This window comes from gamma proteobacterium symbiont of Lampromicra miyakona (assembly GCF_059730895.1).
Genome location: NZ_AP035932.1, coordinates 2,292,023 through 2,318,184, shown reverse-complemented (window position 1 = coordinate 2,318,184; position 26,162 = coordinate 2,292,023). Strand labels below are relative to the sequence as shown.

The following is a 26,162-nucleotide window of genomic DNA, read 5'->3' as shown; positions in this document are numbered from 1 at the left end:
TTCACCTCACATAAAGATCCGCGCCTGCGCGCCGATAACACCAGCGATCCGCCAATTAATGAGGTGTTTATGTTTAGTCGTGTTCGAGTGGTATCCGGCCTGCTGTGCGTGCTGGCGTTATTTGCCTTACTGCAGCTGTTTTCCGGAGGAATGTTTTTTTCAACGGTGAAAGCCGATAAAGATAATTTTGCGTACAACCAACGTCTTAGCACCCTGCAGCGGGCGATGGGCACCTCATGGGTTTCGCTGGTACAGGCGCGTAACACGCTGAACCGTGCCGGTATCCGCTATCTGCTGGACAGTCAGCAGGCCGGCTCCGGTGCCACGGTAAAAGATCTGGTAGCGCTGGCCAATACGGAGCTGAAAACCGCCGATCAGAGCTTTGCCGAGTTCAACGCTAACCTGTCGGAAAAGGGCAAAAGCGCGGAGAACGTGCTGACGCTGCAGGCCAACTACAACGCGTTTCGCGGGGCGCTGGCCGAGCTGATTGATTTTCTCAGTGCCGGTAACTTTAAAGGCTTTGTCGATCAGCCAACGCAGGGTTTTCAGGACAAATTTGAAAAGGATTACAACGCCTGGCTCGCCTACAACATTGTGCTGGCAAAACAGGGCATTGACGCCAACGAGAGCGCTTACCAACACGCGATTATGCTGGTGGTCGGTACGCTGCTGGTGACGCTGCTGGTGATTGCGCTGGTGTGGAGCGGTATGCGTACGGCGCTGATCCGTCCGCTGCAGCAGAGCATTGAGCACATCCGCCATATTGCGCGCGGCGATCTGACGCAGCCGGTCGATCTCAGCGTACGTAACGAAATGGGCGACCTGCTCAGTTCGCTGCAGCACATGCAGCAGGAGCTGGCGCGCACCGTACGCATCGTGCGCGACGGTTCGGACGCCATCTACACCGGCGCCAGCGAAATCGCCATGGGCAACAACGATCTCTCTTCGCGTACCGAACAGCAGGCCGCATCGCTGGAGCAGACCGCGGCCAGCATGGAGCAGTTGACCGCCACCGTGAAGCAGAACGCGGAAAACGCCCGTCAGGCGTCGCAGCTGGCGCTGAACGCGTCCGAAACGGCGCAACAGGGCGGCAAAGTGGTCGATGGCGTGGTCAGCACCATGAAGGACATCGCCGGCAGTTCGAAGAAGATTGCCGATATCACCAGCGTGATTGACGGTATCGCCTTCCAGACCAATATCCTCGCGCTGAACGCTGCGGTGGAAGCGGCACGCGCCGGTGAGCAGGGGCGTGGTTTCGCCGTGGTCGCGGGCGAGGTGCGCAGTCTGGCGCAGCGCAGCGCGCAGGCGGCGAAGGAGATCAAAGGCCTGATTGAAGATTCGGTCAGCCGCGTCAATACCGGCTCGGTGCTGGTAGAGAGCGCGGGCGAAACCATGAGCGAGATCGTCAACGCGGTGACCCGCGTGACCGACATCATGGGCGAAATCGCCTCGGCTTCCGATGAGCAGAGCCGCGGTATCGACCAGGTTGGCCTGGCGGTGAACGAGATGGACCGCGTCACCCAGCAGAACGCGGCGCTGGTGGAAGAGTCCGCGACGGCGGCGGCGGCGCTGGAAGATCAGGCCAGCCGACTGAAACAGTCGGTGGCGGTGTTCAATATTGGTAAAGAATTTGTCGCCCAGGCCGTTAACGTAACTACAGCGCCAAAAATTGCGCGTCCGTCTGCACCGCAGGCGCTGGCGCAAGCGGCAGGAGCTCGTGGCGCTGACGATAACTGGGAAACCTTTTAACCCTTGTGGCCGCCGCAGGGCGGCCCGTGTGAATGGTGTGCACTGGCAGCACAGTAGCAACCGCAGTATCACAATTTAATCAGTTTGTTGCCGGGTGACCCGAAATGAAGAAATCGACGTTATTGGATCAAAATGAAGCCACGACGCTGCTCTCACAAATGGTGCAGCGCCTGCCGCTTTCCGATACACATTTTCGTCGTATCAGCCAGCTGATCTATCAGCGCGCGGGCATCGTGCTGGCCGACCACAAACGCGAGATGGTTTACAACCGTCTGGTACGTCGGCTGCGCATGCTGAATATTGATGATTTTGGTCGCTATCTGGCGCTGCTGGAGCAGGACCCGAACAGTGCCGAGTGGCAGGCGTTTATTAACGCACTGACCACCAACCTGACCTCATTTTTCCGTGAGGCGCACCACTTCCCGATTCTGGCAGAGCATGCGCGCAAACGCAGCGGCAACTACAGCGTGTGGAGCACCGCCGCTTCAACCGGTGAAGAGCCGTACTCGATTGCCATGACGCTGGCGGAAACGCTGGGCACCGGACCGGGGAAATTTTCCGTCCACGCCAGTGATATTGATACCCAGGTGCTGGAAAAAGCGGTAGCGGGCGTTTATCGCCAGGAGGAGCTGCGCACCTTATCGCAGTCGCAGCTGCAGCGCTTCTTCCTGCGCGGCACCGGCCCACACGCCGGCATGGTGCGCGTGCGCAGCGAGCTGGCCAACATGGTGAACTATGCGCAGCTCAATTTACTGGCGCACGACTGGGCATTGCCGGGGCCGTTCGACGCGATTTTCTGTCGTAACGTGATGATCTATTTCGATAAAGAGACGCAGGAACAAATTCTGCGCCGTTTTGTCCCCCTGCTGAAGCCGGGCGGTCTGCTGTTTGCCGGGCATTCGGAAAACTTCAGTCAGATCAGTAAAGAGTTCTGGCTGCGTGGACAGACTGTCTATGGACTGACCAAGGAAAGACGATGAGCAAAATCACCGTGATGTGCGTGGATGATTCCGCGCTGATGCGCCAGTTGATGACGGAGATCATCAACAGCCATCCCGATATGGAGATGGTCGCGACGGCGCCGGACCCGCTGGTAGCGCGGGATTTGATCAAACAGTATAACCCGCAGGTGCTGACGCTGGATGTCGAAATGCCGCGTATGGATGGCCTCGACTTCCTCGAAAAACTGATGCGCCTGCGGCCGATGCCGGTGGTGATGGTTTCGTCGCTGACCGGTAAAGGATCGGAAGTGACGCTGCGTGCGCTGGAGTTAGGCGCGGTGGATTTCGTCACCAAGCCGCAGCTCGGCATCCGTGAAGGCATGCTGGCCTACAGCCAGATGATCGCCGACAAGATTCGCGCCGCCGCGCGCGCCAAACTGCATGCGCGTGCTGCCACGCCGCAGCCGGTAATGCTGAAAGCGGGACCGCTGCTGAGCAGTGAAAAGCTGATTGCTATCGGCTCTTCAACCGGCGGCACCGAGGCGATTCGCCATGTGCTGCAGCCGCTGCCGGCCACCAGCCCGGCGCTGCTGATTACGCAGCATATGCCGCCCGGTTTTACCCGCTCGTTTGCCGAGCGGCTGAACAAGCTGTGCCAGATCACCGTGAAAGAGGCGGAAGACGGCGAGCGTATTTTGCCCGGTCACGCCTATATCGCGCCGGGCGCGATGCACATGGAGCTGGCGCGCAGCGGTGCCAACTACGTGGTGAAACTGAACGACGGACCGCCGGTGAACCGCCATAAACCGTCGGTGGACGTCCTGTTCCGCTCGGTTGCGGTCAACGCCGGGCGAAATGCAGTGGGGGTCATTCTGACCGGCATGGGCAACGACGGCGCGGCCGGGATGCTGGAAATGCACCGCGCCGGCGCGTGGACCATCGCCCAGGATGAAGCCAGCTGTGTGGTATTTGGTATGCCGCGCGAAGCGATAGCGATGGGCGGCACCAGTGAAGTGGTCGATCTGGGTCACATCAGCCAGCATATGCTGGCCAAAATTAGCGCCGGACAGGCATTGCGAATTTAACGAGCCGGTCCTGCCGGACAAGACAACACAGGAGTAGATATGGCTGATAAAAACATGCGCTTTTTGGTAGTGGACGACTTCAACACGATGCGTCGTATCGTCCGTAACCTGCTGAAAGAGCTGGGATTCAATAACGTGGAAGAGGCCGAGGATGGCGTCGACGCCCTGACCAAACTGCGTGCAGGCGGCTTCGATTTCGTTATCTCTGACTGGAACATGCCGAACATGGACGGTCTGGAACTGCTGCAGACCATTCGCGCCGACGCCACGCTGGGCAAACTGCCGGTGCTGATGGTCACTGCCGAAGCCAAGAAAGAGAACATCATCGCCGCCGCGCAGGCCGGTGCCAGCGGTTACGTGGTGAAGCCTTTCACCGCCGCCACGCTGGAAGAGAAGTTGGGCAAAATCTTCGAAAAACTGGGTATGTAAGGAGATGTGATGAGCGACCTTCCGAAACCAACTGAAGAAGCTTCGGCACACGAGATTATTGCCCGGATTGGCTCTCTGACACGTATGCTGCGTGACAGCCTGCGCGAATTGGGGCTGGATCAGGCCATTGCCGAAGCGGCAGAAGCGATTCCGGACGCGCGTGACCGTCTGGATTATGTGGTGCAGATGACCGCACAGGCAGCGGAACGTGCGCTGAACTGTGTGGAAGCGGCGCAGCCACACCAGGACCAGATGGAAGCCGGCGCCACCCAGCTGAAAGGCCGCTGGGATGCCTGGTTTGAAAACCCGATCGAGCTGGCGGATGCACGCGAGTTGGTTTCGGATACGCGCCAGTTCCTTGACGACGTTCCGTCTCACACGGCGTACACCAACAAGCAGCTGCTGGAAATCATGATGGCGCAGGATTTCCAGGACCTGACCGGTCAGGTAATCAAGCGCATGATGGATGTGATCCAGGAGATTGAACGTCAGCTGCTGATGGTACTGCTGGAGAACATGCCGGAAGCCAATGCGGCGGCACGTAAAGAGGGCAACAGCCTGCTGAACGGTCCGCAGATCCATGCTAACGCGCCAGGTGTGGTATCCAGCCAGGATCAGGTTGACGACCTGCTGGACAGTTTAGGTTTTTAATGCTGATCGGGTGTTCAACCCGCATCCGAACCCGAACCCTCTCCCGCCCGGGAGAGGGGAACGCACGACGTGTTTTCCCGTCTGATCGCCCTGCATGCCCGCGGGTGGCGTAAATTCTGAAACATAGCAAGACAAGTCCTACGTTGGCGCGAGGATATGTTAAGGTAAAGTCGTACAGTTTTGTGAGCTACCTCAAATTCTAAACTGAAACGAATACTCTTTTGCTATGCTGCCATTGGTTCTGACCCGCAAAATTTTCGCTGCTACCGCCCTCGGTGCCCCCGTTCTTGTTGCCGTTGCGCCTGCGCAGGCCTTCACCGACGACACTGAAGTCTCCGCGACGCCGTTTGCCGACCCCGCGCGTTTCCAGAAAATCGCCGAGACCTTACCGGCACTGGGCTATCAGGACGATACCGCGGCGTTCAGTAAAAAGCTGGCGGGCATTGCCAAAAGCATTGGCGAGGCCAGCCAGAACAGCGACAGCGACACCACGCTGGGCCAGCAGGCCGGTATCTGGGCGTTTAACCATTTTCGCGATGAGGTCGCCACCCGCGTGGCGGATGAAGGGCAGTCGCTGCTGTCGCCTTATGGCCAGGCGCAGATCGATCTTAACGTCGATATGGACGGTAACTTCAGCGGCAGCGGCGCCTCGCTGCTGACACCGTGGGCCGATCGCTACAATTACCTCACGTTTAGCCAGCTTGGCGTGCACCAGACCGATGACGGCATGGTGGGCAATGCCGGGCTGGGCCAGCGCTGGGCCGCGGGCGGCTGGCTGCTGGGCTACAACGGCTTTGTTGACCGGCTGTTTGACAGCGGACTGCAGCGCGCCTCGCTGGGCACCGAAGCCTGGAGCGATTATCTGCGCTTATCCGCCAACTACTACACGCCGCTGTCCGGCTGGCGCAACCGCAATCCGTTCCAGCAGCAGCGGCTGGCGCGCGGGTATGATGTCACCACTCAGGGCTATCTGCCGTTTTACCGCCAGCTGGGCGTGTCGGTCAGCTGGCAGCAATATCTCGGCAACAATGTCGATCTGTTTAATTCCGGCAACAGCTATCACAATCCATCGGCGCTGACGCTCGGCGTTTCCTATACGCCGGTGCCGCTGGTCACGGTATCGGCCAGCCACAAAACCAGTAATGAAGGCGAGAGCCAGGATCAGCTCGGCTTACGTCTCAACTACCGCTTTGGCGTGGCGCTCAGTCAGCAGCTCAATCCGGATAACGTCGCCGCCGCGCGTTCGCTGCGCGGTAGCCGCTATGATTTGGTCACGCGCAGCAATACGCCGGTGCTGGAGTTCCGCCAGCGTAAAACCCTGTCGGTATTCCTCGCCACGCCGCCGTGGCAGCTCAATGCGGGCGAGAGTTTGCCACTGAAACTGCAGATCCGCAGTGCTCATCCAATCAGTAAAGTCAGCTGGCAGGGCGATACGCAGGCGCTGAGCCTGACGCCGGGTGCCGATCCCAACGACCCGCAGGGCTGGAGTATTATTATGCCCGCGTGGGATGCGTCGCCTGAGGCGAACAACAGTTATCGCCTGTCGGTGGCGCTGGAGGACAGCAAGCAAAATCGCGTGACTTCCAACTGGATTACGCTGCAGGTGCAGCCGCCGGTGATGCTGGATCAGGGGGATGAAAACCGCTTCGACCTGCTGGCGCCATAATCAGCGCGGCACCAGAGAAAAAGGGCAGCCGGAGCTGCCCTTTGCTGCATCCTCAGCCGACACTTGCCGGGATGCCATGAGGGTAAATCATCATCAGAACTGGTACACCAGACCGACCGCGGTAATATCGTCGGTTTTCAGGCGCAGCGCGTTGTCATCTTTCAGCAGGTTGATGCGGTATTCGCTGTAGACCGACATGTTCTTGTTGAAGTAGTAGGTGGCACCCACGGACGCGTATTTGAACAGCCAGGCGTCGCCGACGTTTTCAATATTTTTGCCCTTTGAGCTCACGTAGCCCAGCGACGGACGGAAACCGTTCAGGAACTGATACTGCGCCACGGCTTCAAAATTCACCGCTTTGTTGGCGAACCCGCTGTTACCGATTGGCGTAGCGTTGTGGGATTCGCCGTAGATGGTCGCCAGATAGAGCTGGTTAGCATCATATTTCACCCCGGTTTCCCAGTGTTCGGCTTTCTCACCTCTGCCGTAAGTGGCAAGGTTTTGCGCGCTGACGCGATTGAGGCTGGCATAGGCGGCCACCGCGCTCAGGCCAAAGTCGGTGTCATACGAGGTGGAAAGGGCGAAACCATCACCGTTGGAGCGGCGTACCGCCAGGTTTGGCGTTGCCGCGCTGTCGCTGCGCTCGTTCTTGCCTTCGTACTGCGCTGCGACGTTCCAGCCTTTAACCAGACCGAAGAAATCTTTGTTACGCCAGGTCAGCACGCCGGTGGAGCGACCGGACAGGAAAGCATCGACATAACCGGAATCACCGCCGAAGAAAGGCAGCATATCGGTATAGCCCAGCACGTCATAAATCAGACCATAGTTACGGCCATAGTCGATCGAACCAAACTGCGCAAACTTCAGACCCGCATAGCCGAGGCGGGTTTTATTACCGGCCTGCGCATCGGCGCCTTCCGTGTTACGCAGGCTGAACTGCGATTGCCAGAAACCGTAGCCGGTCAGCTGATCGGTAATTTTGGTTTCGCCCTTAAAACCGATACGGACATACGATGAGGTATCACCATCATTGGTGGTGTCATCGGAGAACAGGTGCGACACGTTAATTTTGCCGACCAGATCCAGCTTGTTACCATCCTTATTATAGATTTCAGCGGCCTGAGCCACAGAAAATCCCAGCAGCAATGGCATGACTGCTGCCAGTAAAGTGCGCTTCATCATTTATATTTTTACCCTGTGTTATTTTTTAATTTTTTAAGCCCCTGGTGGGGTGACAAGAAAATGACACAAAAGGATAAAGATCAGTAGTGCAATAGTTGTAACAAATAATTTCTTATTGGCTATTTGTGCGATTTTTATACGCCAATTCCATTATTCGGAAATGGGAATCGCTTTTACTTATCATGATTAAGTGAGCGTTTAATCGACGATTAATATTTATATTATTGATAAGTAATGATTAAAGTAAGAGGGATATGACTTAATAAAAATAGCGTTTTATTGCCTTAAATAGCACAAGCCTATGCCTTAAAGTTCAATGCTTATGAATCAAAGCAGGCTGATAGTCACCCCGTAAATTATCCGCATTGACGCACTGTGTCGGTTTATTTCAGGCTAAATAATATCCCGATCTTTAATACGTTTAATTACCGGCCAGCCTGGCACAAGGTAGCCAAAATAAGTTAATCAGTTGTTACTAATAAACGGCTGACATGCACCACGCCGATGCCTGAACCGGGCTGTCACTTGCACCCGCTGAGCGCAGCACGCCCCAAAATGGCGCAGCAGACGCCTCATTTTGGCGAAATATCCGCTGTGCGATCACAAAAGCAATATTTCATTTTGCGAATGCATAAATCCGCTAAACAAATTACTGCGGTGCCGCTGTCATCGGATGGTTATTCACTTTTTATGCATTAAATGTGCATAGCGAAAGGGTGTAAGTTATTGATATTTCGTTGGCTAACCTGATTTATGCATTTTTTCCTCTGGCTGGCACGTTAACTGCACTCTATAGTCGAGCTGCAACTCAGCAACTTTTAACAATTTTAAAACAAAAGCTTCACCCGAAGTGAGGCAGGAGAAATGGCTATGTCACTGCAGGTTTCACGTCACGATTTCGATCAATGGATGATGCCGGTTTATGCCCCTGCGGCTTTTGTGCCGGTGCGTGCCGAGGGTTCTACGCTGTGGGATCAGCAGGGCAAAGAGTACATCGATTTTGCCGGTGGCATCGCGGTGAACGCGCTTGGCCATGCGCATCCCGCGCTGCAGCAGGCGCTGACCGAGCAGGCCGGTAAACTGTGGCACACCGGCAACGGCTACACCAACGAACCGATTCTGCGCCTGGCGAAGCAGCTGATTGATGCCACCTTTGCTGACCGCGTGTTCTTCTGTAACTCCGGGGCGGAAGCCAACGAGGCCGCGCTGAAGCTGGCGCGTAAAGTGGCGCACGACCGTTTCGGTGCCGAAAAAAACGGTATCGTCGCCTTCACCAATGCCTTCCACGGCCGCACCCTGTTCACCGTTTCAGCCGGCGGCCAGCCCGCCTATTCGCGCGATTTCGCCCCGTTACCGCCAGCCATTCAGCATGCCACCTTTAACGATCTGGCCTCGGCGGCGACCTTAATTAATGACCAGACCTGCGCGGTCATCGTCGAGCCGATTCAGGGCGAGGGCGGTGTATTACCGGCCGATCCGGCGTTCCTGCGCGGACTGCGCGAACTATGCGACCGCCATCAGGCGCTGTTGATTTTTGATGAAGTGCAGAGCGGTGTCGGCCGTACCGGCTCGCTGTATGCCTATATGCATTACGGCGTCACGCCGGATGTGCTGAGCACCGCCAAGGCGCTGGGCGGCGGCTTCCCCATCGGTGCGATGCTGACGCGTGAAGATCTGGCGCAGGTGATGGGCGTCGGCACGCACGGCACCACTTACGGCGGCAACCCGCTGGCCGGTGCGGTGGCCGGTAAAGTGCTGGAGCTGATCAATCAGCCTGAGTTTATGGCTGGCGTCGCCGAGCGGCACCAGTGGTTTGTCACGGCGCTGCAGGAGATCAACCAGCGGCTGCCGGTGTTTAAAGAGATTCGCGGCCTGGGCCTGCTGATTGGCGCGGTACTGAATGACGATTTTGCCGGTAAAGCCAAACAGTTCAACCTGACGGCGGCGGAAGAGGGCGTGATGGTACTGATCGCCGGTGCCAGCGTGGTGCGCTTTGCGCCGGCGCTGAACATCAGCGAGCGTGAAGTAAAAGAAGGGCTGGCGCGCTTCGAACGCGCCTGCGCACGCGTGCTCAAAGGAGCCACATCATGATGGTGATCCGCCCCGTCGAACGTGACGATCTGCCGCAGCTGCTGGCGCTGGCGGGGAAAACCGGCGGCGGTCTGACCTCGCTGCCCGCTGACAGCGAGACGCTGAAAGCGCGCATTGAGCGCTCGCTGCAAACCTGGCAGGACGCGCTGCCGCGCGCTGAACAGGGCTACGTATTTGTGCTGGCGGATAGCAGTGACAATCGCGCCGTTGGCATCTGCGCCATTGAAGTGGCGGTAGGTTTGCAGGATCCCTGGTACAACTTCCGCGTCGGTACTCAGGTACACGCCTCGAAAGAGCTGAACGTTTACGCCAGTTTGCCGACGCTGTCGCTGAGTAACGATCACACCGGCAGCAGCGAACTGTGTACGCTGTTCCTCGATCCTGACTACCGCGACGGTAAAAACGGCCATCTGCTGTCCAAGTCGCGCTTTCTGTTTATGGCGAATTTCCGCGAGCGCTTCATGAAGCACGTGGTTGCGGAGATGCGCGGCGTCAGCGACGAGCAGGGACATTCGCCATTCTGGGACAGCGTGGGCAGCCGTTTCTTCTCTATGGAGTTTCGCCAGGCCGATTTTCTCAGCGGCACCGGGCAAAAAGCCTTTATCGCTGAACTGATGCCCAAGCATCCGCTGTATATCCACTATCTGTCGGAAGCGGCACAGCAGGTGATTGGTGAAGTCCACCCGAAAACCGCGCCGGCGCGCGCGGTGCTGGAAGCCGAGGGTTTCCGCTATCTCAACTATATCGACATCTTTGACGGCGGCCCGACGCTGGAGTGTGAGATTGACCGCATCCGCGCCATCCGCAAGAGCAAAGTGCTGACCGCCAGCGAAGGCGAAGCTGAGGCGCACTGGCCGCTGTGTCTGGTGGCGAACTGCGACTATCAGCAGTTTCGCGTGGCGCTGCTGCCGGTCGATGTCGCATCCGGACAGGTTCTGATTAATCAGCAGCAGCGCACCGCGCTGCGCTGCGACTATGGCGATTCGCTGCGGGTGGTTACCCTGGGTCGCGAGGAGAATAACGCATGACGCATTTTATCAACGGTGAATGGCAGCCGGGCAGCGCGGGGACGCTGAGTAAACACAATCCGGTGAGCGGCGAGATCTTATGGCAGGGCAACGCTGCTTCTGCGGCGCAGGTGGCGGCGGCCTGTGAGGCGGCTCGCGCGGCGTTCCCGGCATGGGCACGTCTGCCGTTTGCTGCCCGCCAGGCGCGGGTAGAGGATTTTGCCCGTCTGCTGGAGCGGGATAAAACCGAGCTGGCGGCGATCATCGCACGTGAGACCGGCAAGCCGCGCTGGGAAACGCTGACCGAAGTGCAGGCGATGATCAATAAAGTGGCCATTTCGATTAAGGCTTATCACACCCGCACCGGCGAGCAGGCGGAGGGCGAGAGTTCGCTGCGCCACCGGCCGCACGGCGTGCTGGCGGTGTTTGGGCCGTATAACTTCCCTGGCCATCTGCCAAACGGACATATCGTGCCGGCGCTGCTGGCGGGCAACTGCGTGCTGTTTAAACCAAGCGAACTGACGCCTGCAACCGCAGAGAAAACTGTGCAGCTGTGGCAGGAAGCGGGCCTGCCGGCGGGTACGCTGGCGCTGTTACAGGGCGGACGTGATACCGGCCAGGCGCTGGCGCAGGCGGAGCAGATTGACGGCCTGCTGTTTACCGGTAGCGCGGCCACCGGCTATCACCTGCATCGCCAGTTCGCCGGACAGCCGGAGAAAATGCTGGCGCTGGAGATGGGCGGCAACAATGCGCTGATTGTGGAAGATCCGGCCGACATTGATGGCGCGGTGCATATCGCCATTCAGTCGGCGTTCATTACCGCCGGCCAGCGCTGCACCTGCGCGCGTCGTTTGCTGGTGAAACGCGGTGCGGCGGGTGATGCCTTCCTGCAGCGCCTGGTCGAGGTGAGTGCGCGCCTCAAACCGGCAGCGTGGGACGCCGAACCGCAGCCGTTTATGGGCAGCGTGATTTCGCCCGCCGCCGCCGGGCAGATCTTCGCTGCCTGGCAGCAGCGGATTGCGCTGGGTGGAAAGGAGTTGCTGGCGATGCGCTGGCCGGATCGCGACAGCGCGATTATTACGCCCGGCATCATCGACATGACCGGCGTCGCCGGACTACCTGACGAAGAGGTGTTCGGACCGCTGCTGCAGGTCATCCGCTACGACCATTACGCGCAGGCGATTGGCCTCGCCAACGACACGCGCTACGGATTGTCGTGCGGACTGGTGTCACCGCAGCGTGACCAGTTTGATCAGCTGCTGCTGGAAGCGCGCGCCGGCATCGTGAACTGGAATAAACCGCTGACCGGCGCCGCCAGTTCGGCACCGTTTGGCGGCGTGGGCGCTTCCGGTAATCACCGTGCCAGCGCCTGGTACGCGGCGGATTACTGCGCCTGGCCGATGGCCTCGCTGGAGAGCAGCAGCTTAGCGCTGCCGGGCAGCCTGTCGCCAGGGCTCGATTTTGCTGCTTCAGGAGCGACATCATGAAGGCGTTTGAAGCAAACTTTGATGGTCTGGTCGGCCTGACGCACCATTACGCCGGCCTGTCGTTTGGCAACGAAGCCTCCACGCGCAATCAGCTGCAGCCCTCCAATCCGCGACTGGCGGCCAAACAGGGGCTGCTGAAAATGAAGGCGCTGGCCGACATGGGCTATGTGCAGGGGGTTATCCCTCCGCACGAGCGGCCTAATCTGCCGCTGCTGCGCCAGCTGGGATTCAGCGGCAGCGATGCGCAGGTGCTGGCCAAAGCGGCGCAGCAGGCACCGCAACTGCTGTCAGCGGCCAGTTCGGCGTCGGCGATGTGGGTGGCCAATGCGGCCACGGTTTCGCCCTCTGCCGACAGCGCCGACGGCAAAGTGCATTTTACCGTTGCCAACCTGAACAATAAGTTCCACCGGGCGATTGAAGCGCCGGAAACCGCCGACCTGCTGCGCTCCATCTTCCGCGATGGCCGCCACTTCAGCGTACACGACGCGCTGCCGCAGGTGGCGCTGTTTGGTGACGAAGGTGCAGCCAACCATAACCGCTTCGGCGCTGACTATGGCACGCCCGGCGTGCAGCTGTTTGTCTACGGCCGCGACGGCCAGCAGCAGGGCAGCGCACCGGCGCGCTATCCGGCGCGTCAGACGCGTGAAGCCAGCGCGGCGGTGGCGAGACTGCATCAGCTGGATGACGCGCGCACGCTGTTTGCTCAGCAAAATCCGGCGGTGATCGATCAGGGGGTGTTCCACAACGACGTAATCGCCGTCAGCAATCAGCAGGTTTTTTTCTGCCACGAAGAGGCGTTTGTCGACCAGCCCCAGCTGCTGCAACAGCTGGCGGCGCAGGTGCCAGGCTTCCAGCCGATTGTGGTGCCGCGCGATCGGGTGTCAGTGGCCGATGCGGTGAACACCTACTTGTTTAACAGCCAGCTGCTGCAGCATCCGGACGGCGGTATGCGGCTGGTGCTGCCGGAAGAGTCGCGTCAGCATGCCGGCGTGTGGCGCTACCTGAGCGAGCTGGTGGAGAGCGGCGGCCCGATTCGTGAGCTGCAGGTGTTTGATCTGCGCGAGAGCATGTGCAACGGCGGCGGACCGGCTTGTCTGCGTCTGCGCGTGGTGTTAACCGAGGCGGAGCGTCAGGCCGTCAATCCGGCGGTGCTGATGAACGATCGCCTGTTTACGCGTCTGAATGACTGGGTGGATCGTCACTATCGCGACCGCCTGACGCAGGCCGACCTGGCCGATCCGCAGCTGCTGAGCGAAGGGCGAAGCGCGCTGGACGAGCTGACACAGCTGCTAGACTTAGGCAGTGTCTACGCGTTTCAGCGTTAACGCCGGGGGCAAATGTGTTGCCCCCTGTGTCAGAAAGGAGTGAACATGCAGGACTTTTTACAGCAAACCCTGTCAGGCCGCCCGCCCGCGCAGCGGCAGGGCAGTAACGCCCACCTGCACTGGCAGTGGCATGATGAGGGCATACTATCCCTGACACCGCATACGCCCACGCAGCAGGCGCTGGTTCTCTCCGCCGGGATTCACGGCAACGAGACCGCCCCGGTGGAGATCCTCAATCTGTTGCTGACGCCGCTGCTGCAGGGGGAAAAACCGCTGGCCGTGCGCCTGCTGGTGATCCTCGGCAACCCGGCGGCGCTGCGCAGCGGCAAACGCTACCAGCATTATGATATCAACCGGCTGTTCGGTGGCCGCTGGCAACAGGTGGCCGACGTGCCGGAGGCGCAGCGCGCGCTCCAGCTGGAGCAGGCGCTGGAGAACTTCTGGTGCGAGTGCCTCGATCACGAAATTCGCTGGCATCTCGATTTGCACACCGCGATTCGCGGTTCGTGGCATACGCGCTTTGGCGTGATGCCGCTCAACAGCCAGCCGTGGCCAGCAGATTTTTTACACTGGCTGGCAGCGGCCGAACTGGAAGCGCTGGTGTTTCACCGTGCGCCGGGCGGCACCTTCACCCACTTCAGCTGTGAACACTACGCGGCAGCCAGTTGTACGCTGGAGCTGGGAAAGGCGCTGCCGTTTGGCGAGAACGATCTCACGCAGTTCAGCGGTGTGCAGCGTGCGCTGGCGGCGCTGCTGTACGGTGAGGCGCTGCCGCCGGTGCGCGAGACGCCGCGCCATTATCGCGTGGCACAGCAAATCACCCGGCACGGCGAGCAGTTTGTTCTGCACATGGGCCCGGAAACTCTCAACTTCACGGCTTTCCCGCAGGGCACGCTGCTGGCGGAAGAGGGTGAGCGGCGCTATTACGTGCAGCAGGCGCGTGAATATGTGCTGTTCCCCAATCCCAACGTGGCACCGGGCCTGCGCGCCGGGCTGATGCTGGTGGAGGAGAGTGAGCAGACCCAGGCGCTGGAGTTGTAATCCGAAAGCTCTACCCGGCAATCCCTCCTCTCCCTGTGACGGGAGAGGTCACGGGTGAGCAGAGAATGTGTGCAAATTAACGACATTTTCCCTTCCGCAAAACCGACAAAGCCATTACACTCCTCCTTAATTCCTGCGCTTTCCCCTTGATCGTCATACTCTTTTGCAATTCCTCACGCATTTCTTCGCAATCTCTCCATGATTGCCCGATATCTGTCTTTTATGCTTGCAGGGCTTTACTCAGCCTCTGAGTAGTTGACGTTCAGCGTCGTATGCTTGTTTCCGAAGACGCGACACAGGCTGTCGTCATTAAACTGAAAAGTAAGGACAATATTATGCGTAAACTGACCTCCCTGTTTCTGGCTACCGCAATGGCTTTCGGTGCCGCCAATATCGTCCATGCTGCGGCTGACAACCTGACGCCGCCGCCAGCGGGCAGTGAAAAACCGATGCACAAGCCGATGCGCCACCACGGCATGGACATGATGTTCAAAGAACTCAACCTGACCGACGCGCAGAAAACCCAGATTCGCGACATCCTGCGTGACAGCCACAAAGACATGAAGCGTCCATCGCTGGAAGAGCGTCGTGCTAACCACAGCATCATCGCATCCGACACCTTTGACCGTGCCAAAGCAGAAGCGCAGGCAGACAAAATGAGCGCCAATGCGAAAGAGCATGCGTTGAAGATGCTGGAAACCCAGAACAAGATCTATAACGTGCTGACGCCAGACCAGAAGAAGCAGTACAACGCCAACTTTGAGAAACGTCTGACAGAAAAAGGCCCGCATGACGGTAAAATGCCGCCACCGCCGGCTGATGGTGAATAAGCCGTTTAGCTCACCGGTTTGAGACCGCCGACGTTGTCCATTGCACACGCTGCTTTGGGCAGCGTCGGCGGTTTTGCGTTACAGCTCAATCAGCGGATAAACGCCGGACAGCAGCGGTCGGCAGAGAATTTTGTAGCCGTCATGGTCGAAGCCGTGACGCGCACGCTGCAGCTGACGCGCTTCCTGCTCACTGCTGACCGATCCCAGCCAGAACCAGTGATCGATGACGTGAATCTGCGTCATCTCCGTCCCGCGCTCCACCATACCCACCGGGCCCTGCCACGGCCAGCACACCACGCGCAGCTGCTCCAGCCCTGCCAGCAGGCGCTGCTGATGCGCCGCCAGCGGTTCCGCCCCGCAGCAGGCACCGGCACAGCGTTTAAGCGCCGCGCGGAAACAGCCGCGCCCCGGCTGCAGGCGCTCTAATCCCAGCAGGCCGTGACACAGGCGCAGCTCATCGGCGAGGCTTTTCAGCTTCTCTAACGCGGCAAAGCGGCTGCGGAATAACCCGTACAGGTCAGGCGAGGAGGAGAAATCGAGATCGCGCGCGTAAACCACCTGCGGTGCGCCATCGCCCAGCTGCAGCGAGCACAGCTGGCGGTTTTTGCGCAGGCGCTTATTGAACAGCGGCTGCTGTGTTTTGATCATCTGCGCTTCGAGCAGCTGTGCGCCCACGTCCCCGGCGGTGGGGATCCAGCTGACGCGTCGCGCCTGGCGCAGCATGCTGGCTTCATCCGCCGTGCGAAAATGGGCCATCACCCGGCTGCGCAGGTTGATACTCTTGCCGATGTACAGCGGCAGGTTGTCGTTATCACCGTGGAAAGTGTAAACGCCCGGCTGATTAGGCAAGCCTTCCAGCCACTGACGCAGATGTTCGGGATATTGATAGATAGCCGCCGCATCAAATTCGAGGCGATGGCGGTTTGCTCGTCTGACCAAAGAACGCTCCGCTTACTGGTTGTGCATACAGTATATCAGCGTGCGCGTTTTCTCGCCAGCGGGGACGTGAAGAGGCAGGCTTCCCGCAAGGGGAGCGGGAAGCCGCAGGGATTACTTCTTCCAGAAATCGTCGAACACGGTGATCGGCGGACGACGTTTATGCTCGGTTTTGGTATACCAGCCTTCAATGATTTTCGCCGCGTCGGCGTCGATGGTTTTGCCTTCGAGGAAATCATCAATCTGCTGATAGGTCACGCCCAGCGCCACTTCATCCTGCAGACCGGGACGATCGTCCTCCAGATCGGCGGTGGGGTGTTTGAGATAGAGGTGTTCCGGGCAGCCGAGCGCTTTCAGCAGCTGTTTGCCCTGGCCTTTATTGAGGCGGAAAATCGGGTTGATGTCGCTGCCGCCGTCGCCGTACTTGGTAAAGAAGCCGGTCACGGCTTCTGCGGCGTGATCGGTGCCGACCACGACGCCTTTGGTCATGCCGGCAATGCTGTACTGGGCTTTCATGCGTTCGCGCGCTTTCTCGTTACCGCGCACAAAATCCGACAGGGCAATGCCCGCCTCCTGCAGTGCGCGCTCGCTGGCCAGTACCGCTTCTTTGATGTTGACCACCAGCGTGCGATCCGGCTGGATGAATGCCAGCGCATCCTGGCAATCCTGCTCGTCAGCCTGCACGCCATATGGCAGGCGCACGGCGATAAAGCTGTAGTCGTGATCGCCGGTCTCTTCACGCAGTTCAGTAATGGCAGTCTGCGCCAGCTTGCCGGTCAGCGTTGAGTCCTGACCGCCGCTGATGCCGAGCACCAGGGTTTTGATAAACGGATGGGCTTTCAGATAGGACTTCAGAAAATCGACGCTGACGCGGATCTCCTGCTGCGGGTCGATAACCGGTTTAACACCCAGGGCCTGAATGATTTCCTGCTGCAGTGACATGAACCTCTCCTCAAGTCGGTAGCCTGACGGCACAATGCGAATCATGTGCTAAAGCTAACGCCTCCGCAGAAAAACAACAAGCCGAACGGCTTGTTGTCCGGTGTTTCTGTTGGCAATTCAGGCGCTTTTTGGTTTCTGCGCCAGCAGCATGAACATCACGATGGCCAGCATAAAGCAGCCAAAGATGGTGGCCGTCATGCTGATGACCGAGGTGCCGCCAAGGCCGGTGATCGGTACGCTGAGCGCGCCGAGCGAGAACATCGCAACGCCGATCACCGCCGAGGCGCTGCCGGCGCGGTGGCCCTGGCTCTGCATCGCCAGCGATGACGCGGTGGTGGCGATCACGCCGTTACTGGCGATGGTGAAGAACAGCGCCACCAGCACCAGCGGCAGCGGCGCGCCGCTCACGCCGGCCAGCAGCAGGCAGCTGGAGGCGACAAACGCCAGCGTCAGGCCGCCCTTGAGCACGCGATATTCGCCCCACAGCGGACAGAGCCGGGCGCTGGTCTGGGAAGCAATCACCAGGCCAATACCGTTCGCCGCAAAGCACAAGCTGAATGCCTGCGGTGACAGGCCGTAAATCTGCTGCAGTACAAACGGCGAGGCGCCGATATAAGCAAACATGCCGGACATCATGAAGCCCTGCGTCAGGCAGAAGCCCATGAATGGTCGGTGGGTGATGACCTGGCCGAGCGCCGCCCAGGCGGAGAAGATCGATCCCTGGCTGCGGCGTTCGGCGGGCAGGGTTTCGTGCAGCTTCCAGCGCGCCAGCAGAATCAGCAGCACGGCAATCGCGCCCAGCACTACAAAGATGCCGCGCCAGTTCAGCACCGTCATCAGCGCACCGCCCAGCACCGGCGCACCAATCGGCGCCAGGCCATTCACCAGCATCAGCAGGGCAAAAAAGCGCGTCAGCTCATGGCCGCTATACATATCGCGGGCAATGGCACGCGACAGCACCGCGCCGCCGGCACCGGCCAGCCCTTCAAACAGGCGCGCCACCAGCAGAGCGTGAATATCCTTCGCCAGCGCACAGCCAATTGAGGCGATGAACAGCAGCGCCAGCGACAGCAGCAGCGGACGAATACGGCCAAACTTATCGCTCATCGGACCAAACAGCAGCTGTCCGGCGCCCAGCCCCAGCAGACCGGCGGTCAGACTTAGCTGGGCAGTAGCGGTTTCGCTACCGAGGTCGCGCGCCAGTTCAGGCAGGGCGGGCAGATAGAGATCGATACAAAGCGGCCCGAGCGCGGCGAGCAGGCCGAGCGTGATGGCATAAACCAGCCGGTTAGGGTGTGCAGGTGTCATTGATCCTCTGTGTTATTTTTGGCTTTAAGATGTATCTTGCGCCGCGATTATACGGAGCCGGTGACGGCAAAACAGTATCTTTACGTAATCCTGACGCTTCAGAACTGACCGAAAGCACCGCCATTGAGTTGATAAATCTGGAATTATGTTCCAGGCTTAGTGGGACATGGATAAAGTATGAGGAACAACAAGATGAATAAAGTGCTGGGATGTATCGCTGCCGCTATGACGCTGGCAGCCCTGTCTGGTTGTACAACTTACGATCGTGCGGAAAGCTACGTGACTAAGCCTGTGGTGAAGGATGTGAAAAAAGGCATGACGCGTGAACAGGTGCGCCAGATTGCCGGACCGGCGTCAACCGAGATCACCATGGTTCACGCACGGGGTACCTGCCAGACCTACGTGATTGGTGAGCGTGATGGCAAACAGCAGACTTACTTTGTGAGCTATAACGACACCGGTCGCGTCATGAACTACGGCTTCCAGAGCTGTAAGGATTACGATACCGATCCGCAAGCCGCGCAGTAACGGCAGCAGAATAACAAACGGCCCGTCTCAGACGGGCCGTTTTTCTTTGTGCGCTTACAGCCCATACGGCCGCGGCACCTCAATGTAGCTGCCGCTGATCTCGCGCTGATAGTAGTGACCATCCTGCACGTAATAGCGTTTGCCATTGTAATCCAGAACGCGCATGGCGCTGGCCGGTGGGCCATCCGGTGGCTGGACCACCACGTAGGTGTCGCCCTGCCGCTGGTAGTAGCTACCGTTCAGCAGGTAGTAGGTCAGTCCGCCAATCAGCACGGCAGTCGCGGCCTCCGGCAGAAAACGCAGCGGTCCGGGATGGCCCCAGCGGGGACCCGGACCACCCCAGTGCGGGCCGGGTCCAGGACCCCAGCCATACGGATGAGCAAAACTTACGGTTGGCGCTATCAGGGTTAACGCCAGCATTGAGGCGATAACGTTTCTCATGACGGTTCTCCTGCGGTAACTCCCCGCAGCATTCGCCTTTCAGCGCGCAAACTCAAGCAAAAAACCGTCGATTTTGCCTTCGTTTACCACGCTTAACGCTTTCCTGACGTTAGCGCCATGATTGCGGAAAAAGTGCAGAAAACGGCAAAAAAAACGGCAGGCTTTGCGGCCTGCCGTTACGGGAAAACGGGTTAATTAGCGGTGCGCCAGTTCCGCGTGTTCGTCGCTCTCCAGCACTTTTTTGTCGGTCATACCCAGCCAGCGGCTGGTCAGTGAACCGGCGGTCATCGAGCCGTTAACGTTGAGCGCGGTACGGCCCATATCAATCAGCGGTTCGATGGAGATCAGCAATGCCACCAGCGTGACCGGCAGTCCCATCGCCGGCAGGACGATCAGCGCGGCAAAGGTCGCGCCGCCACCGACGCCCGCCACACCGGCTGAACTCAGCGTGACAATACCGACCAGCGTGGCGATCCATACCGGGTCAAACGGGTTGATACCCACGGTCGGCGCTACCATCACCGCCAGCATGGTGGGATAGAGGCCGGCACAGCCGTTCTGGCCGATAGTCGCGCCAAACGAGGCCGAGAAGCTGGCGATGGATTCCGGTACGCCCAGACGACGCGTCTGTGTCTCCACGTTCAGCGGAATACTGGCGGCGCTGGAACGGCTGGTGAAGGCAAAGGTAATCACCGGCCAGACTTTACGGAAGAAGCGCAGCGGGTTGATACCGTTGATTGACAGCAGCAGCGCGTGAACGCCAAACATGATCGCGAGGCCGAGATACGAGGCCACCACAAAGCCGCCCAGTTTGATGATGTCCTGCAGGTTGGAACCGGCAACCACTTTGGTCATCAGCGCCAGCACGCCGTACGGCGTCAGCTTCATGATCAGACGGACCAGCTTCATCACCCAGGATTGCAGGGTATCAATCGCCACCAGCACGCGCTCGCCTTTGGCTTTGTCATCTTTCAGCAGCTGCAGCGCCGCCACACCGAGGAAAGCGGCGAAAATCACTACGCTGATGATCGACGTTGGATTGGCACCGGCCAGATCGGCAAACGGGTTTTTCGGGATAAAGGAGAGCAGCAACTGCGGCGTACTGAGATCCGCGACTTTACCAACGTAGTTGCTCTGGATGGCGCTCAGACGCGCGGTTTCCTGCGCGCCCTGTACCAGTCCCTCGGCGCTGAGGTGGAACAGGCCGGTCACCAGCACGCCTACCAGTGCGGAAATGGCGGTGGTAAACAGCAGCACGCCGATGGTCAGCACGCTGATTTTGCCCAGCGACGAGGCGTTATGCAGCCGCGCCACCGCACTAAGGATTGAGGCAAACACCAGTGGCATGACAATCATCTGCAGCAGCTGAACATAACCGTTGCCGACGATGTTAAACCAGCCAATCGACTCTTTCACCACCGGGCTGTTTTCGCCATAAATGGCCTGCAGTGCCAGGCCAAAGATCACCCCCAGCACCAGGCCGGTCAGCACACGCTTCGACAGGCTCCAGCTCTGGTTGCCGACGCGGTTTAACGCAATCAGCAGCGCGACAAATGCCACGATATTGATGATCAGAGGAATATTCATTGTTAACTCCTGAAGGTCGCCACGCGATCGCGCCGCGTAACCGTAAATAGCAGAGGGATCCTCTGTAACTGTCGCGGCATGGTACCAGTTGGCCCTGCGGGAACAATATATCTAAATCGTCTGGGTTATAACTAAATGGAATTTAAGGCGATTATTTCAGCAATCGCTGGCAGAAGGAAAAACACTTCAGCGCGTACTGCCGTTCACCAGCCGGCCAATGCCGTTCTGCAGGTTGTTGAACAGCTGCTCCGGCCAGCCGTTAGCGCCAAACGACGGCATACCGGGCGGAAACCACAGCGCATAACCTACGAGTGCGAGGCACAGCGCGCGCTCCAGCTGGTTGCCTTGCTGGCTGTTGAGGATAGGCAGGCGAAAGCGCCAGCGGCACGGCCACAGCAGCGGCACGCCGGCGGGCGTCAGCATATCGGCGACAATGTGGCTCAGATAGCCGAGCGTCATGCCCTGCAGGACATCCGCTGGCAGGAACCAGTCGGCCGGCACGTTAATCTGAAACAGCCACAGGCTGACCGCCACCGCCAGCAGGCTATGGGTAAAGCCGCGATGGCCAAAAGCGCGGGCTATCGGCTGCGACAGCCATTTTAGCCGCTGGCCCAGCACCGATTTAGGGTGATCGATATCCGGCAGCAGGCAAGTCAGCAGCGCAGCCGGCACCAGATGCCACCAGTCGGCACTGGCCATCACCGGCGTCAGTTCGGCGCGTTTGGCAAATATCGCACTGGCGATGGCAAAAATGATATGGCCTTCGGCCGTCATGATGGAACCTGGCTGCAAAACTGTCGATGCATCCAGTATAGGGATTTATCCAGTAAATGAGAACGGTGACGCTGTAACGAAGAGTGAATTTTTTACTGGCCCGCGCCTGAAAAAAGCGCGGGAAATTAACGGTCTGGCTTACTTTTGCACCTGCAACCGGGCGAAACATCCGCCAGGCGTAACGCACGATGCACAGCGATCAGTTAAACAGATGTTCCGCCTGCAGCTGCGTCAGGTTTTCCAGTTGCACATTGGCCAGTGCCCAGCGCGCATCGTGGCGATGTTCGGCGGCAGGCACCACGATGGAACGCATACGCGCGGCTTTGCTGGCGATCATGCCGTTGAACGAGTCTTCCAGCGCCACGCAGTTGAGCGGATCAACCCCCAGCTTTGCCGCAGCATCCAGATACACCTGCGGATGCGGTTTGCTGTAAGGCAGCGCTTCAGCCGAGGCGAGGGCGCTAAAGTAGTGACGCAGATTGAACATCTCCAGCACGCGTTCCAGCATCGCCAGCGGAGACGCCGAGGCCAGCGCAATCGCCAGACCCTGTTGCTGACACAGCTGCAGCGCCTGCTCTACGCCAGGCAACAGCGGCCGCGTCTCTTCAACCAGCGCCAGCGCGCGGGCAATAATGCGCTGAGTGACTTCGGCCTGATCCGGCCCGTTCCACGGCAGCGCTTCGTACCACATGCGTACGGTTTGATCGATGCGCAGGCCGAGCGTATCCGGCAGCTCGTGGCGGCGGCTAATATCCACATTCAGGCTGGCAAACACCTCCAGCTCGGCGCGATCCCATAGCGGTTCAGAATCGATCAGTAAGCCATCCATATCAAAAATAGCGGCCAGCACAGGGCGACGATAGGTCATACAACAGCTCCATTGACAGTTTGCCCTACCTTAACATGGGCGGCGGCGAAAACCGACTTACGGCAGGTTACGCATTTTTCAGGAAAATTTGCTGTAGTGCAGGTAGACTTAGGGCAAAACTACTGTTTGTGAAGGGAAGACACCATGACGTATCAACAGGCTGGCCGCATCGCCATCCTCAAGCGAGTGGCTGGCTGGGTGATTTTTATTCCGGCGCTGTTATCCACCCTTATCTCCATCTTAGGCTTTATGTTTAAACACAGCGAAAAGCAGCCCGGCATTGACGCCGTGATGCTCGACTTCGTGCATGTGATGGTGGATATGATTAAGTTCAACACGCCGTTTCTCAATGTGTTCTGGAACAATTCGCCGGTGCCGGAATTCAACGGCGGGGCCAATATTGGCTTCTGGCTGATCTATATCCTTATATTTGTGGGCATCGCTTTGCAGGCCTCGGGCGCACGCATGTGGCGTCAGGCGCGCCATATTAAAGAAGGCATTGAAGACCAGATGATTCTGGAACAGGCAAAGGGCAGCGAAGGGCGCACGCGGGCGCAGCTGGAAGAGAAAATCCATGTGCCGCGCCACACCATTTTGCTGCAGATTTTTCCGCTGTATATTCTGCCGGTGATCATCGCCGTGGCCGGTTACTTCGTGTTGAAACTGCTTGGCATGCTGTAAGGCGTCAGGCCGGTCTGACCTGGCGCTGGCCCAGCGCATCCTCCTCCAGCAACTGGCCAATAGCGAACTGCGCTTCGCCGGCCCAGTTGCCGCCAAAAACGTTGGCGCGGTTAAGTAGATAGTAGAGCTGGTACACCGGCTGACGCTGCGAGAAGCCTTCCGGCAGCGGCCACACCGCATGATACCCTTCGTAAATCTGGCGCGGCAGATCGGCGTAATAGCTGAGCATCGCCAGGTCGCATTCGCGATCGCCCCAGTAGCAGGCGGGATCGAACAGCCACGGGCCGCTGGCGCTGCCGGCGCAGTTGGCTGGCCACAAATCACCATGCAGTAACGACGGTTGCGGATGATGGCTGGCGAGGCTGCGCTGCACGCAATCCACGATCAACTCCATGTCACCGTAGTGCACGCCTTTCTCCGCCGCCAACTGCAGCTGCCAGCCGATGCGCTGTTCGGCGAAAAACACCGACCATTTGCGTAACCAGCTGTTGGGTTGCGGCGTGGTGGTAATGTTGTTGTCGAAGTCGAGACCAAACTGTGGTTGCTCGCTCCACTGGTGCAGATGGGCCAGCTGCTGGCCAAGCTGGAATGCGCTTTGGGCGTCGAGTGGCTGCGGGGGAATGTATTCCAGTAGTAGAAAGCTGGTGTCACGATCGTTACCGACGCCGTAGACCTTCGGCACGCGCACCGTGTGGGTACGCGCCAGCAGATCAAGCTGGTCGGCTTCCCAGCTGAACAGCGTCAGCATGTCGCGCGTGTTGCATTTGACGAACACTTCCAGCTCACCGTAGCGCAGGCGCCACGCCGGATGAATATCGCCACCGGGCAATTCATGACGTTCCGTGATTTCGGCATCACCGGCGTACTCGCTTAACAGACGACTAATGGCTGACCACATCGGGTAATCCTCTTTATTCGCTGCGTAAGATCGATTGTAACGCGCAAAACTTGCACAACTCCAGCGCCAATGCGCAATTTGCGGATTGCGTCAGGCTTGCGCTTTGAGAAACGCCTCCAGCGTGGTGACATCAGCGTCCGGCTGCTGATCAAGCGCCACTGCCGCCAGCCCGGCGGCGTGTTCCGCCAGCGCCTGCTCCTCCAGCGCACTGACAATGCCAAAGCTGTTGGTGCCCAGCTCGTGCGGATGGCCATCCGCATCGTGTAACGTGGTGCTGTAACCGCCGTTAACCATCGCGCTATTCAGCGCCTGCAGATCGCCGAGACCCCTTTCCTGATAACGGAAGGTGACAACGTAACGCTTAAGATCATGATCGCTCATCTTTTCACCTCATTGTTATCGAACAGATTTCAGCGTAGACCAGCGCCTGCGATAGAGCGAATTCTGCACAATCGCCCGGCGGCGCACAGCGTAAAGTCCTGTCAGGGTCGGCAGAAAATTCTTGTAGCATTTAAGCTGTTATTTGGTTATTTGCCGCCTATAATGCGCGCCGGAAATGGGAAGATTCCCAATCCACACGCGGCGCCAGCGCAAAACCTGGCGATTCTGGTGCTTTCATACTTTTTTACAAAACTTACCGTAAATTGCATTGATTGCCCGGGAAAATTCTCCAGACTCATCTCTTTTTTCAACTGTCGTACGGGTTACCTTTTAATGAAAGCCTTCAATAAGCTGTCCGCTGTTTTGTTGCTCTCCGCCGGAGCATTTTGTCACCAGGCCTTTGCAGATAACGCTGTCTTCACCTCAATGGATGACCCTTCTACGGCAAAAAAACCGTTTGAAGGCACCGCGTCAGCCGGTTACCTGGCACAGACCGGCAACACCACCAGCTCATCGCTGACCGCGTCAACCAGCATGACCTGGTATCAGACCTCAACGGCGTACAGCCTGTGGGGTAACGCCGCGAATACCTCATCCAACGATGAGCGCTCGTCGGAAACCTATAACATCGGTGGCCGTAGCCGTTACAACCTCAACAGCGCTGACTACCTGTTCGGTCAGGCGAGCTGGCTGAGCGATCGCCTGAACGGTTATGATTCACGTGATGTCCTGACCGCCGGTTACGGTCGTCAGATCCTCAACGGTCCGGTGCACTCGCTGCGTGCTGAATTCGGTCCGGGTGTACGTTACGATGACTTCCACGATGGCGGCCACGAAACCAAAGCACTGGGCTACGGCGCGCTGAGCTATCAGTGGCAGCTGACTGACACCACCAAATTCATCCAGGGTGTGTCGGTGCTGAGCAGCTTTGGTGAAGACACCACGCTGAACTCCGAAACCGCACTGCAGGTAGCGATCAACGACCACTTTGCGCTGAAACTGGGCTACAACGTTACCTGGAATAACAATCCGCCAGAATCTGCGCCAGACCGTACCGACACCAAAACCACGGTCCAGCTCTCTTACGCGATGTAAACCAGAGCGCATTGTTACACCGTCGCCCGGCCTGTGCCGCGCGGCGGTTTTTTTTGATCTCTCTTTGGCTTAGCGCATTTCTTCGCGGGTTTTGCTCACTGCGGAAAGCTGTTATCATCGTTGCCGCTTTACGCGCCTGGCGTCATTCCGACAGTGTGGGTCTGACATCGCGCCAGGTTAACCAAACAAAACTCAGTGTTGCATGTAGGCTTTCGTGTGGCTTACCACTGCAATTAAGG

25 protein-coding genes are annotated in these 26,162 nt (G+C 58.6%); 15 read left to right on the top strand and 10 right to left on the bottom strand.

Annotation, left to right across the window (positions count from 1 at the left end):
* Positions 1-69 precede the first annotated feature (69 nt).
* The 6 genes from AC6I8P_RS10740 (at position 70) to AC6I8P_RS10715 (ending at position 6,521) form a co-directional block, all read left to right on the top strand.
* Positions 70-1,749 (top strand): methyl-accepting chemotaxis protein, encoded by a 1,680-nt coding sequence (locus tag AC6I8P_RS10740; protein ID WP_058769680.1) that lies wholly within the window; start codon positions 70-72, stop codon positions 1,747-1,749.
* A 104-nt stretch (positions 1,750-1,853) separates the two neighbouring features.
* Positions 1,854-2,729, top strand: a complete 876-nt coding sequence (cheR, locus tag AC6I8P_RS10735) for a protein-glutamate O-methyltransferase CheR (protein ID WP_031279190.1) — start codon at positions 1,854-1,856, stop codon at positions 2,727-2,729.
* Positions 2,726-3,775 (top strand): protein-glutamate methylesterase/protein-glutamine glutaminase, encoded by a 1,050-nt coding sequence (locus AC6I8P_RS10730; RefSeq protein ID WP_021506273.1) that lies wholly within the window; start codon positions 2,726-2,728, stop codon positions 3,773-3,775. The genes cheR and AC6I8P_RS10730 overlap by 4 nt, the downstream gene beginning before the upstream one ends.
* Positions 3,776-3,814: 39 nt before the next feature.
* A complete protein-coding gene (cheY, locus tag AC6I8P_RS10725) occupies positions 3,815-4,204 on the top strand; it encodes a chemotaxis response regulator CheY (protein WP_021506272.1) in 390 nt (129 codons plus the stop codon).
* Between the two features lie 9 nt (positions 4,205-4,213).
* Positions 4,214-4,855: a protein phosphatase CheZ gene (cheZ, locus tag AC6I8P_RS10720; protein ID WP_058757663.1), complete on the top strand. Its 642-nt coding sequence runs from the start codon at positions 4,214-4,216 to the stop codon at positions 4,853-4,855.
* A 226-nt stretch (positions 4,856-5,081) separates the two neighbouring features.
* Entirely contained in the window at positions 5,082-6,521 is a 1,440-nt protein-coding gene (locus AC6I8P_RS10715) for a YchO/YchP family invasin (protein ID WP_498030602.1), read from the top strand.
* A gap of 93 nt (positions 6,522-6,614) precedes the next feature.
* Here the strand turns inward: AC6I8P_RS10715 and AC6I8P_RS10710 are convergent, their stop codons facing one another.
* Positions 6,615-7,703, bottom strand: coding sequence for a porin (locus AC6I8P_RS10710; protein ID WP_031279188.1), 1,089 nt, complete (start codon positions 7,701-7,703; stop codon positions 6,615-6,617).
* Positions 7,704-8,573: 870 nt separating this feature from the next.
* On the opposite strand from AC6I8P_RS10710, the gene AC6I8P_RS10705 reads away from it, so the two are divergent.
* The 6 genes from AC6I8P_RS10705 (at position 8,574) to spy (ending at position 15,484) form a co-directional block, all read left to right on the top strand.
* Positions 8,574-9,794, top strand: coding sequence for an aspartate aminotransferase family protein (locus AC6I8P_RS10705; RefSeq protein WP_498030601.1), 1,221 nt, complete (start codon positions 8,574-8,576; stop codon positions 9,792-9,794).
* Entirely contained in the window at positions 9,791-10,822 is a 1,032-nt protein-coding gene (gene astA / locus AC6I8P_RS10700; RefSeq protein ID WP_021506267.1) for an arginine N-succinyltransferase, read from the top strand. The genes AC6I8P_RS10705 and astA overlap by 4 nt, the downstream gene beginning before the upstream one ends.
* Positions 10,819-12,288 (top strand): succinylglutamate-semialdehyde dehydrogenase, encoded by a 1,470-nt coding sequence (gene astD / locus AC6I8P_RS10695; protein ID WP_498030600.1) that lies wholly within the window; start codon positions 10,819-10,821, stop codon positions 12,286-12,288. Before astA ends, astD begins: the two co-directional genes overlap by 4 nt.
* Entirely contained in the window at positions 12,285-13,613 is a 1,329-nt protein-coding gene (gene astB, locus AC6I8P_RS10690; RefSeq protein ID WP_498030599.1) for an N-succinylarginine dihydrolase, read from the top strand. Before astD ends, astB begins: the two co-directional genes overlap by 4 nt.
* A 45-nt stretch (positions 13,614-13,658) precedes the next feature.
* Positions 13,659-14,654 (top strand): succinylglutamate desuccinylase, encoded by a 996-nt coding sequence (gene astE / locus AC6I8P_RS10685; RefSeq protein WP_058757667.1) that lies wholly within the window; start codon positions 13,659-13,661, stop codon positions 14,652-14,654.
* A gap of 335 nt (positions 14,655-14,989) precedes the next feature.
* A complete protein-coding gene (gene spy / locus AC6I8P_RS10680; RefSeq protein WP_498030598.1) occupies positions 14,990-15,484 on the top strand; it encodes an ATP-independent periplasmic protein-refolding chaperone Spy in 495 nt (164 codons plus the stop codon).
* Positions 15,485-15,562: 78 nt separating this feature from the next.
* Here the strand turns inward: spy and cho are convergent, their stop codons facing one another.
* From cho to AC6I8P_RS10665, 3 genes are all read right to left on the bottom strand, one after another.
* Positions 15,563-16,423 carry an excinuclease Cho gene (cho, locus tag AC6I8P_RS10675; RefSeq protein WP_058757668.1) on the bottom strand — a complete coding sequence of 287 codons (861 nt, stop codon included), beginning with the start codon at positions 16,421-16,423 and terminating at the stop codon, positions 15,563-15,565.
* 111 nt (positions 16,424-16,534) lie between these two features.
* Positions 16,535-17,362: an NAD(+) synthase gene (gene nadE, locus AC6I8P_RS10670; protein ID WP_021506261.1), complete on the bottom strand. Its 828-nt coding sequence runs from the start codon at positions 17,360-17,362 to the stop codon at positions 16,535-16,537.
* Between the two features lie 117 nt (positions 17,363-17,479).
* Positions 17,480-18,670 (bottom strand): multidrug effflux MFS transporter, encoded by a 1,191-nt coding sequence (locus tag AC6I8P_RS10665; protein ID WP_498030597.1) that lies wholly within the window; start codon positions 18,668-18,670, stop codon positions 17,480-17,482.
* 192 nt (positions 18,671-18,862) lie between these two features.
* On the opposite strand from AC6I8P_RS10665, the gene osmE reads away from it, so the two are divergent.
* Positions 18,863-19,198 (top strand): osmotically-inducible lipoprotein OsmE, encoded by a 336-nt coding sequence (gene osmE / locus AC6I8P_RS10660; RefSeq protein WP_021506259.1) that lies wholly within the window; start codon positions 18,863-18,865, stop codon positions 19,196-19,198.
* A gap of 54 nt (positions 19,199-19,252) precedes the next feature.
* Here the strand turns inward: osmE and AC6I8P_RS10655 are convergent, their stop codons facing one another.
* The 4 genes from AC6I8P_RS10655 to hxpB form a co-directional block, all read right to left on the bottom strand.
* A complete protein-coding gene (locus AC6I8P_RS10655) occupies positions 19,253-19,639 on the bottom strand; it encodes a DUF6515 family protein (protein WP_031279187.1) in 387 nt (128 codons plus the stop codon).
* A gap of 195 nt (positions 19,640-19,834) precedes the next feature.
* Complete coding sequence (locus tag AC6I8P_RS10650; protein ID WP_021506257.1) at positions 19,835-21,226, bottom strand: L-cystine transporter; 1,392 nt, start codon at positions 21,224-21,226, stop codon at positions 19,835-19,837.
* 186 nt (positions 21,227-21,412) lie between these two features.
* On the bottom strand, positions 21,413-22,000 hold the full coding sequence (locus AC6I8P_RS10645; protein WP_021506256.1) for a metal-dependent hydrolase: 588 nt from the start codon (positions 21,998-22,000) through the stop codon (positions 21,413-21,415).
* Positions 22,001-22,199: 199 nt separating this feature from the next.
* The gene (gene hxpB / locus AC6I8P_RS10640) at positions 22,200-22,868 is read right to left on the bottom strand and encodes a hexitol phosphatase HxpB (protein WP_058757670.1); all 669 of its coding nucleotides are present in this window, start codon (positions 22,866-22,868) and stop codon (positions 22,200-22,202) included.
* A 144-nt stretch (positions 22,869-23,012) separates the two neighbouring features.
* On the opposite strand from hxpB, the gene AC6I8P_RS10635 reads away from it, so the two are divergent.
* Positions 23,013-23,549: a YniB family protein gene (locus AC6I8P_RS10635; RefSeq protein ID WP_021506254.1), complete on the top strand. Its 537-nt coding sequence runs from the start codon at positions 23,013-23,015 to the stop codon at positions 23,547-23,549.
* A 4-nt stretch (positions 23,550-23,553) separates the two neighbouring features.
* Here AC6I8P_RS10635 and AC6I8P_RS10630 read toward each other — a convergent pair whose 3' ends face one another.
* Together AC6I8P_RS10630 and ghoS are read right to left on the bottom strand one after the other, a co-directional pair.
* The gene (locus AC6I8P_RS10630; protein WP_058776250.1) at positions 23,554-24,447 is read right to left on the bottom strand and encodes a fructosamine kinase family protein; all 894 of its coding nucleotides are present in this window, start codon (positions 24,445-24,447) and stop codon (positions 23,554-23,556) included.
* 90 nt (positions 24,448-24,537) lie between these two features.
* Positions 24,538-24,828 carry a type V toxin-antitoxin system endoribonuclease antitoxin GhoS gene (gene ghoS, locus AC6I8P_RS10625; RefSeq protein ID WP_058757672.1) on the bottom strand — a complete coding sequence of 97 codons (291 nt, stop codon included), beginning with the start codon at positions 24,826-24,828 and terminating at the stop codon, positions 24,538-24,540.
* 333 nt (positions 24,829-25,161) lie between these two features.
* Here ghoS and AC6I8P_RS10620 point away from each other — a divergent pair, with 333 nt between their 5' ends.
* Positions 25,162-25,923, top strand: coding sequence for a DUF481 domain-containing protein (locus tag AC6I8P_RS10620; RefSeq protein WP_031279185.1), 762 nt, complete (start codon positions 25,162-25,164; stop codon positions 25,921-25,923).
* Positions 25,924-26,162 lie beyond the last annotated feature (239 nt).

Excerpts from the sequence above, each read along its gene's own strand:
- AC6I8P_RS10710 (WP_031279188.1), bottom strand. The coding sequence starts at position 7,703 with ATGATGAAGCGCACTTTACTGGCAGCAGTCATGCCATTGCTGCTGGGA.
- cheY (WP_021506272.1), top strand. The coding sequence starts at position 3,815 with ATGGCTGATAAAAACATGCGCTTTTTGGTAGTGGACGACTTCAACACG.
- nadE (WP_021506261.1), bottom strand. The coding sequence starts at position 17,362 with ATGTCACTGCAGCAGGAAATCATTCAGGCCCTGGGTGTTAAACCGGTT.
- AC6I8P_RS10740 (WP_058769680.1), top strand. The coding sequence starts at position 70 with ATGTTTAGTCGTGTTCGAGTGGTATCCGGCCTGCTGTGCGTGCTGGCG.
- astB (WP_498030599.1), top strand. The coding sequence starts at position 12,285 with ATGAAGGCGTTTGAAGCAAACTTTGATGGTCTGGTCGGCCTGACGCAC.
- cheZ (WP_058757663.1), top strand. The coding sequence starts at position 4,214 with ATGAGCGACCTTCCGAAACCAACTGAAGAAGCTTCGGCACACGAGATT.
- AC6I8P_RS10665 (WP_498030597.1), bottom strand. The coding sequence starts at position 18,670 with ATGACACCTGCACACCCTAACCGGCTGGTTTATGCCATCACGCTCGGC.
- AC6I8P_RS10635 (WP_021506254.1), top strand. The coding sequence starts at position 23,013 with ATGACGTATCAACAGGCTGGCCGCATCGCCATCCTCAAGCGAGTGGCT.
- astE (WP_058757667.1), top strand. The coding sequence starts at position 13,659 with ATGCAGGACTTTTTACAGCAAACCCTGTCAGGCCGCCCGCCCGCGCAG.
- ghoS (WP_058757672.1), bottom strand. The coding sequence starts at position 24,828 with ATGAGCGATCATGATCTTAAGCGTTACGTTGTCACCTTCCGTTATCAG.
- hxpB (WP_058757670.1), bottom strand. The coding sequence starts at position 22,868 with ATGACCTATCGTCGCCCTGTGCTGGCCGCTATTTTTGATATGGATGGC.
- AC6I8P_RS10715 (WP_498030602.1), top strand. The coding sequence starts at position 5,082 with ATGCTGCCATTGGTTCTGACCCGCAAAATTTTCGCTGCTACCGCCCTC.
- AC6I8P_RS10645 (WP_021506256.1), bottom strand. The coding sequence starts at position 22,000 with ATGACGGCCGAAGGCCATATCATTTTTGCCATCGCCAGTGCGATATTT.
- AC6I8P_RS10655 (WP_031279187.1), bottom strand. The coding sequence starts at position 19,639 with ATGAGAAACGTTATCGCCTCAATGCTGGCGTTAACCCTGATAGCGCCA.
- astD (WP_498030600.1), top strand. The coding sequence starts at position 10,819 with ATGACGCATTTTATCAACGGTGAATGGCAGCCGGGCAGCGCGGGGACG.
- AC6I8P_RS10705 (WP_498030601.1), top strand. The coding sequence starts at position 8,574 with ATGTCACTGCAGGTTTCACGTCACGATTTCGATCAATGGATGATGCCG.
- spy (WP_498030598.1), top strand. The coding sequence starts at position 14,990 with ATGCGTAAACTGACCTCCCTGTTTCTGGCTACCGCAATGGCTTTCGGT.
- osmE (WP_021506259.1), top strand. The coding sequence starts at position 18,863 with ATGAATAAAGTGCTGGGATGTATCGCTGCCGCTATGACGCTGGCAGCC.
- astA (WP_021506267.1), top strand. The coding sequence starts at position 9,791 with ATGATGGTGATCCGCCCCGTCGAACGTGACGATCTGCCGCAGCTGCTG.
- cheR (WP_031279190.1), top strand. The coding sequence starts at position 1,854 with ATGAAGAAATCGACGTTATTGGATCAAAATGAAGCCACGACGCTGCTC.
- AC6I8P_RS10630 (WP_058776250.1), bottom strand. The coding sequence starts at position 24,447 with ATGTGGTCAGCCATTAGTCGTCTGTTAAGCGAGTACGCCGGTGATGCC.
- AC6I8P_RS10620 (WP_031279185.1), top strand. The coding sequence starts at position 25,162 with ATGAAAGCCTTCAATAAGCTGTCCGCTGTTTTGTTGCTCTCCGCCGGA.
- AC6I8P_RS10650 (WP_021506257.1), bottom strand. The coding sequence starts at position 21,226 with ATGAATATTCCTCTGATCATCAATATCGTGGCATTTGTCGCGCTGCTG.
- AC6I8P_RS10730 (WP_021506273.1), top strand. The coding sequence starts at position 2,726 with ATGAGCAAAATCACCGTGATGTGCGTGGATGATTCCGCGCTGATGCGC.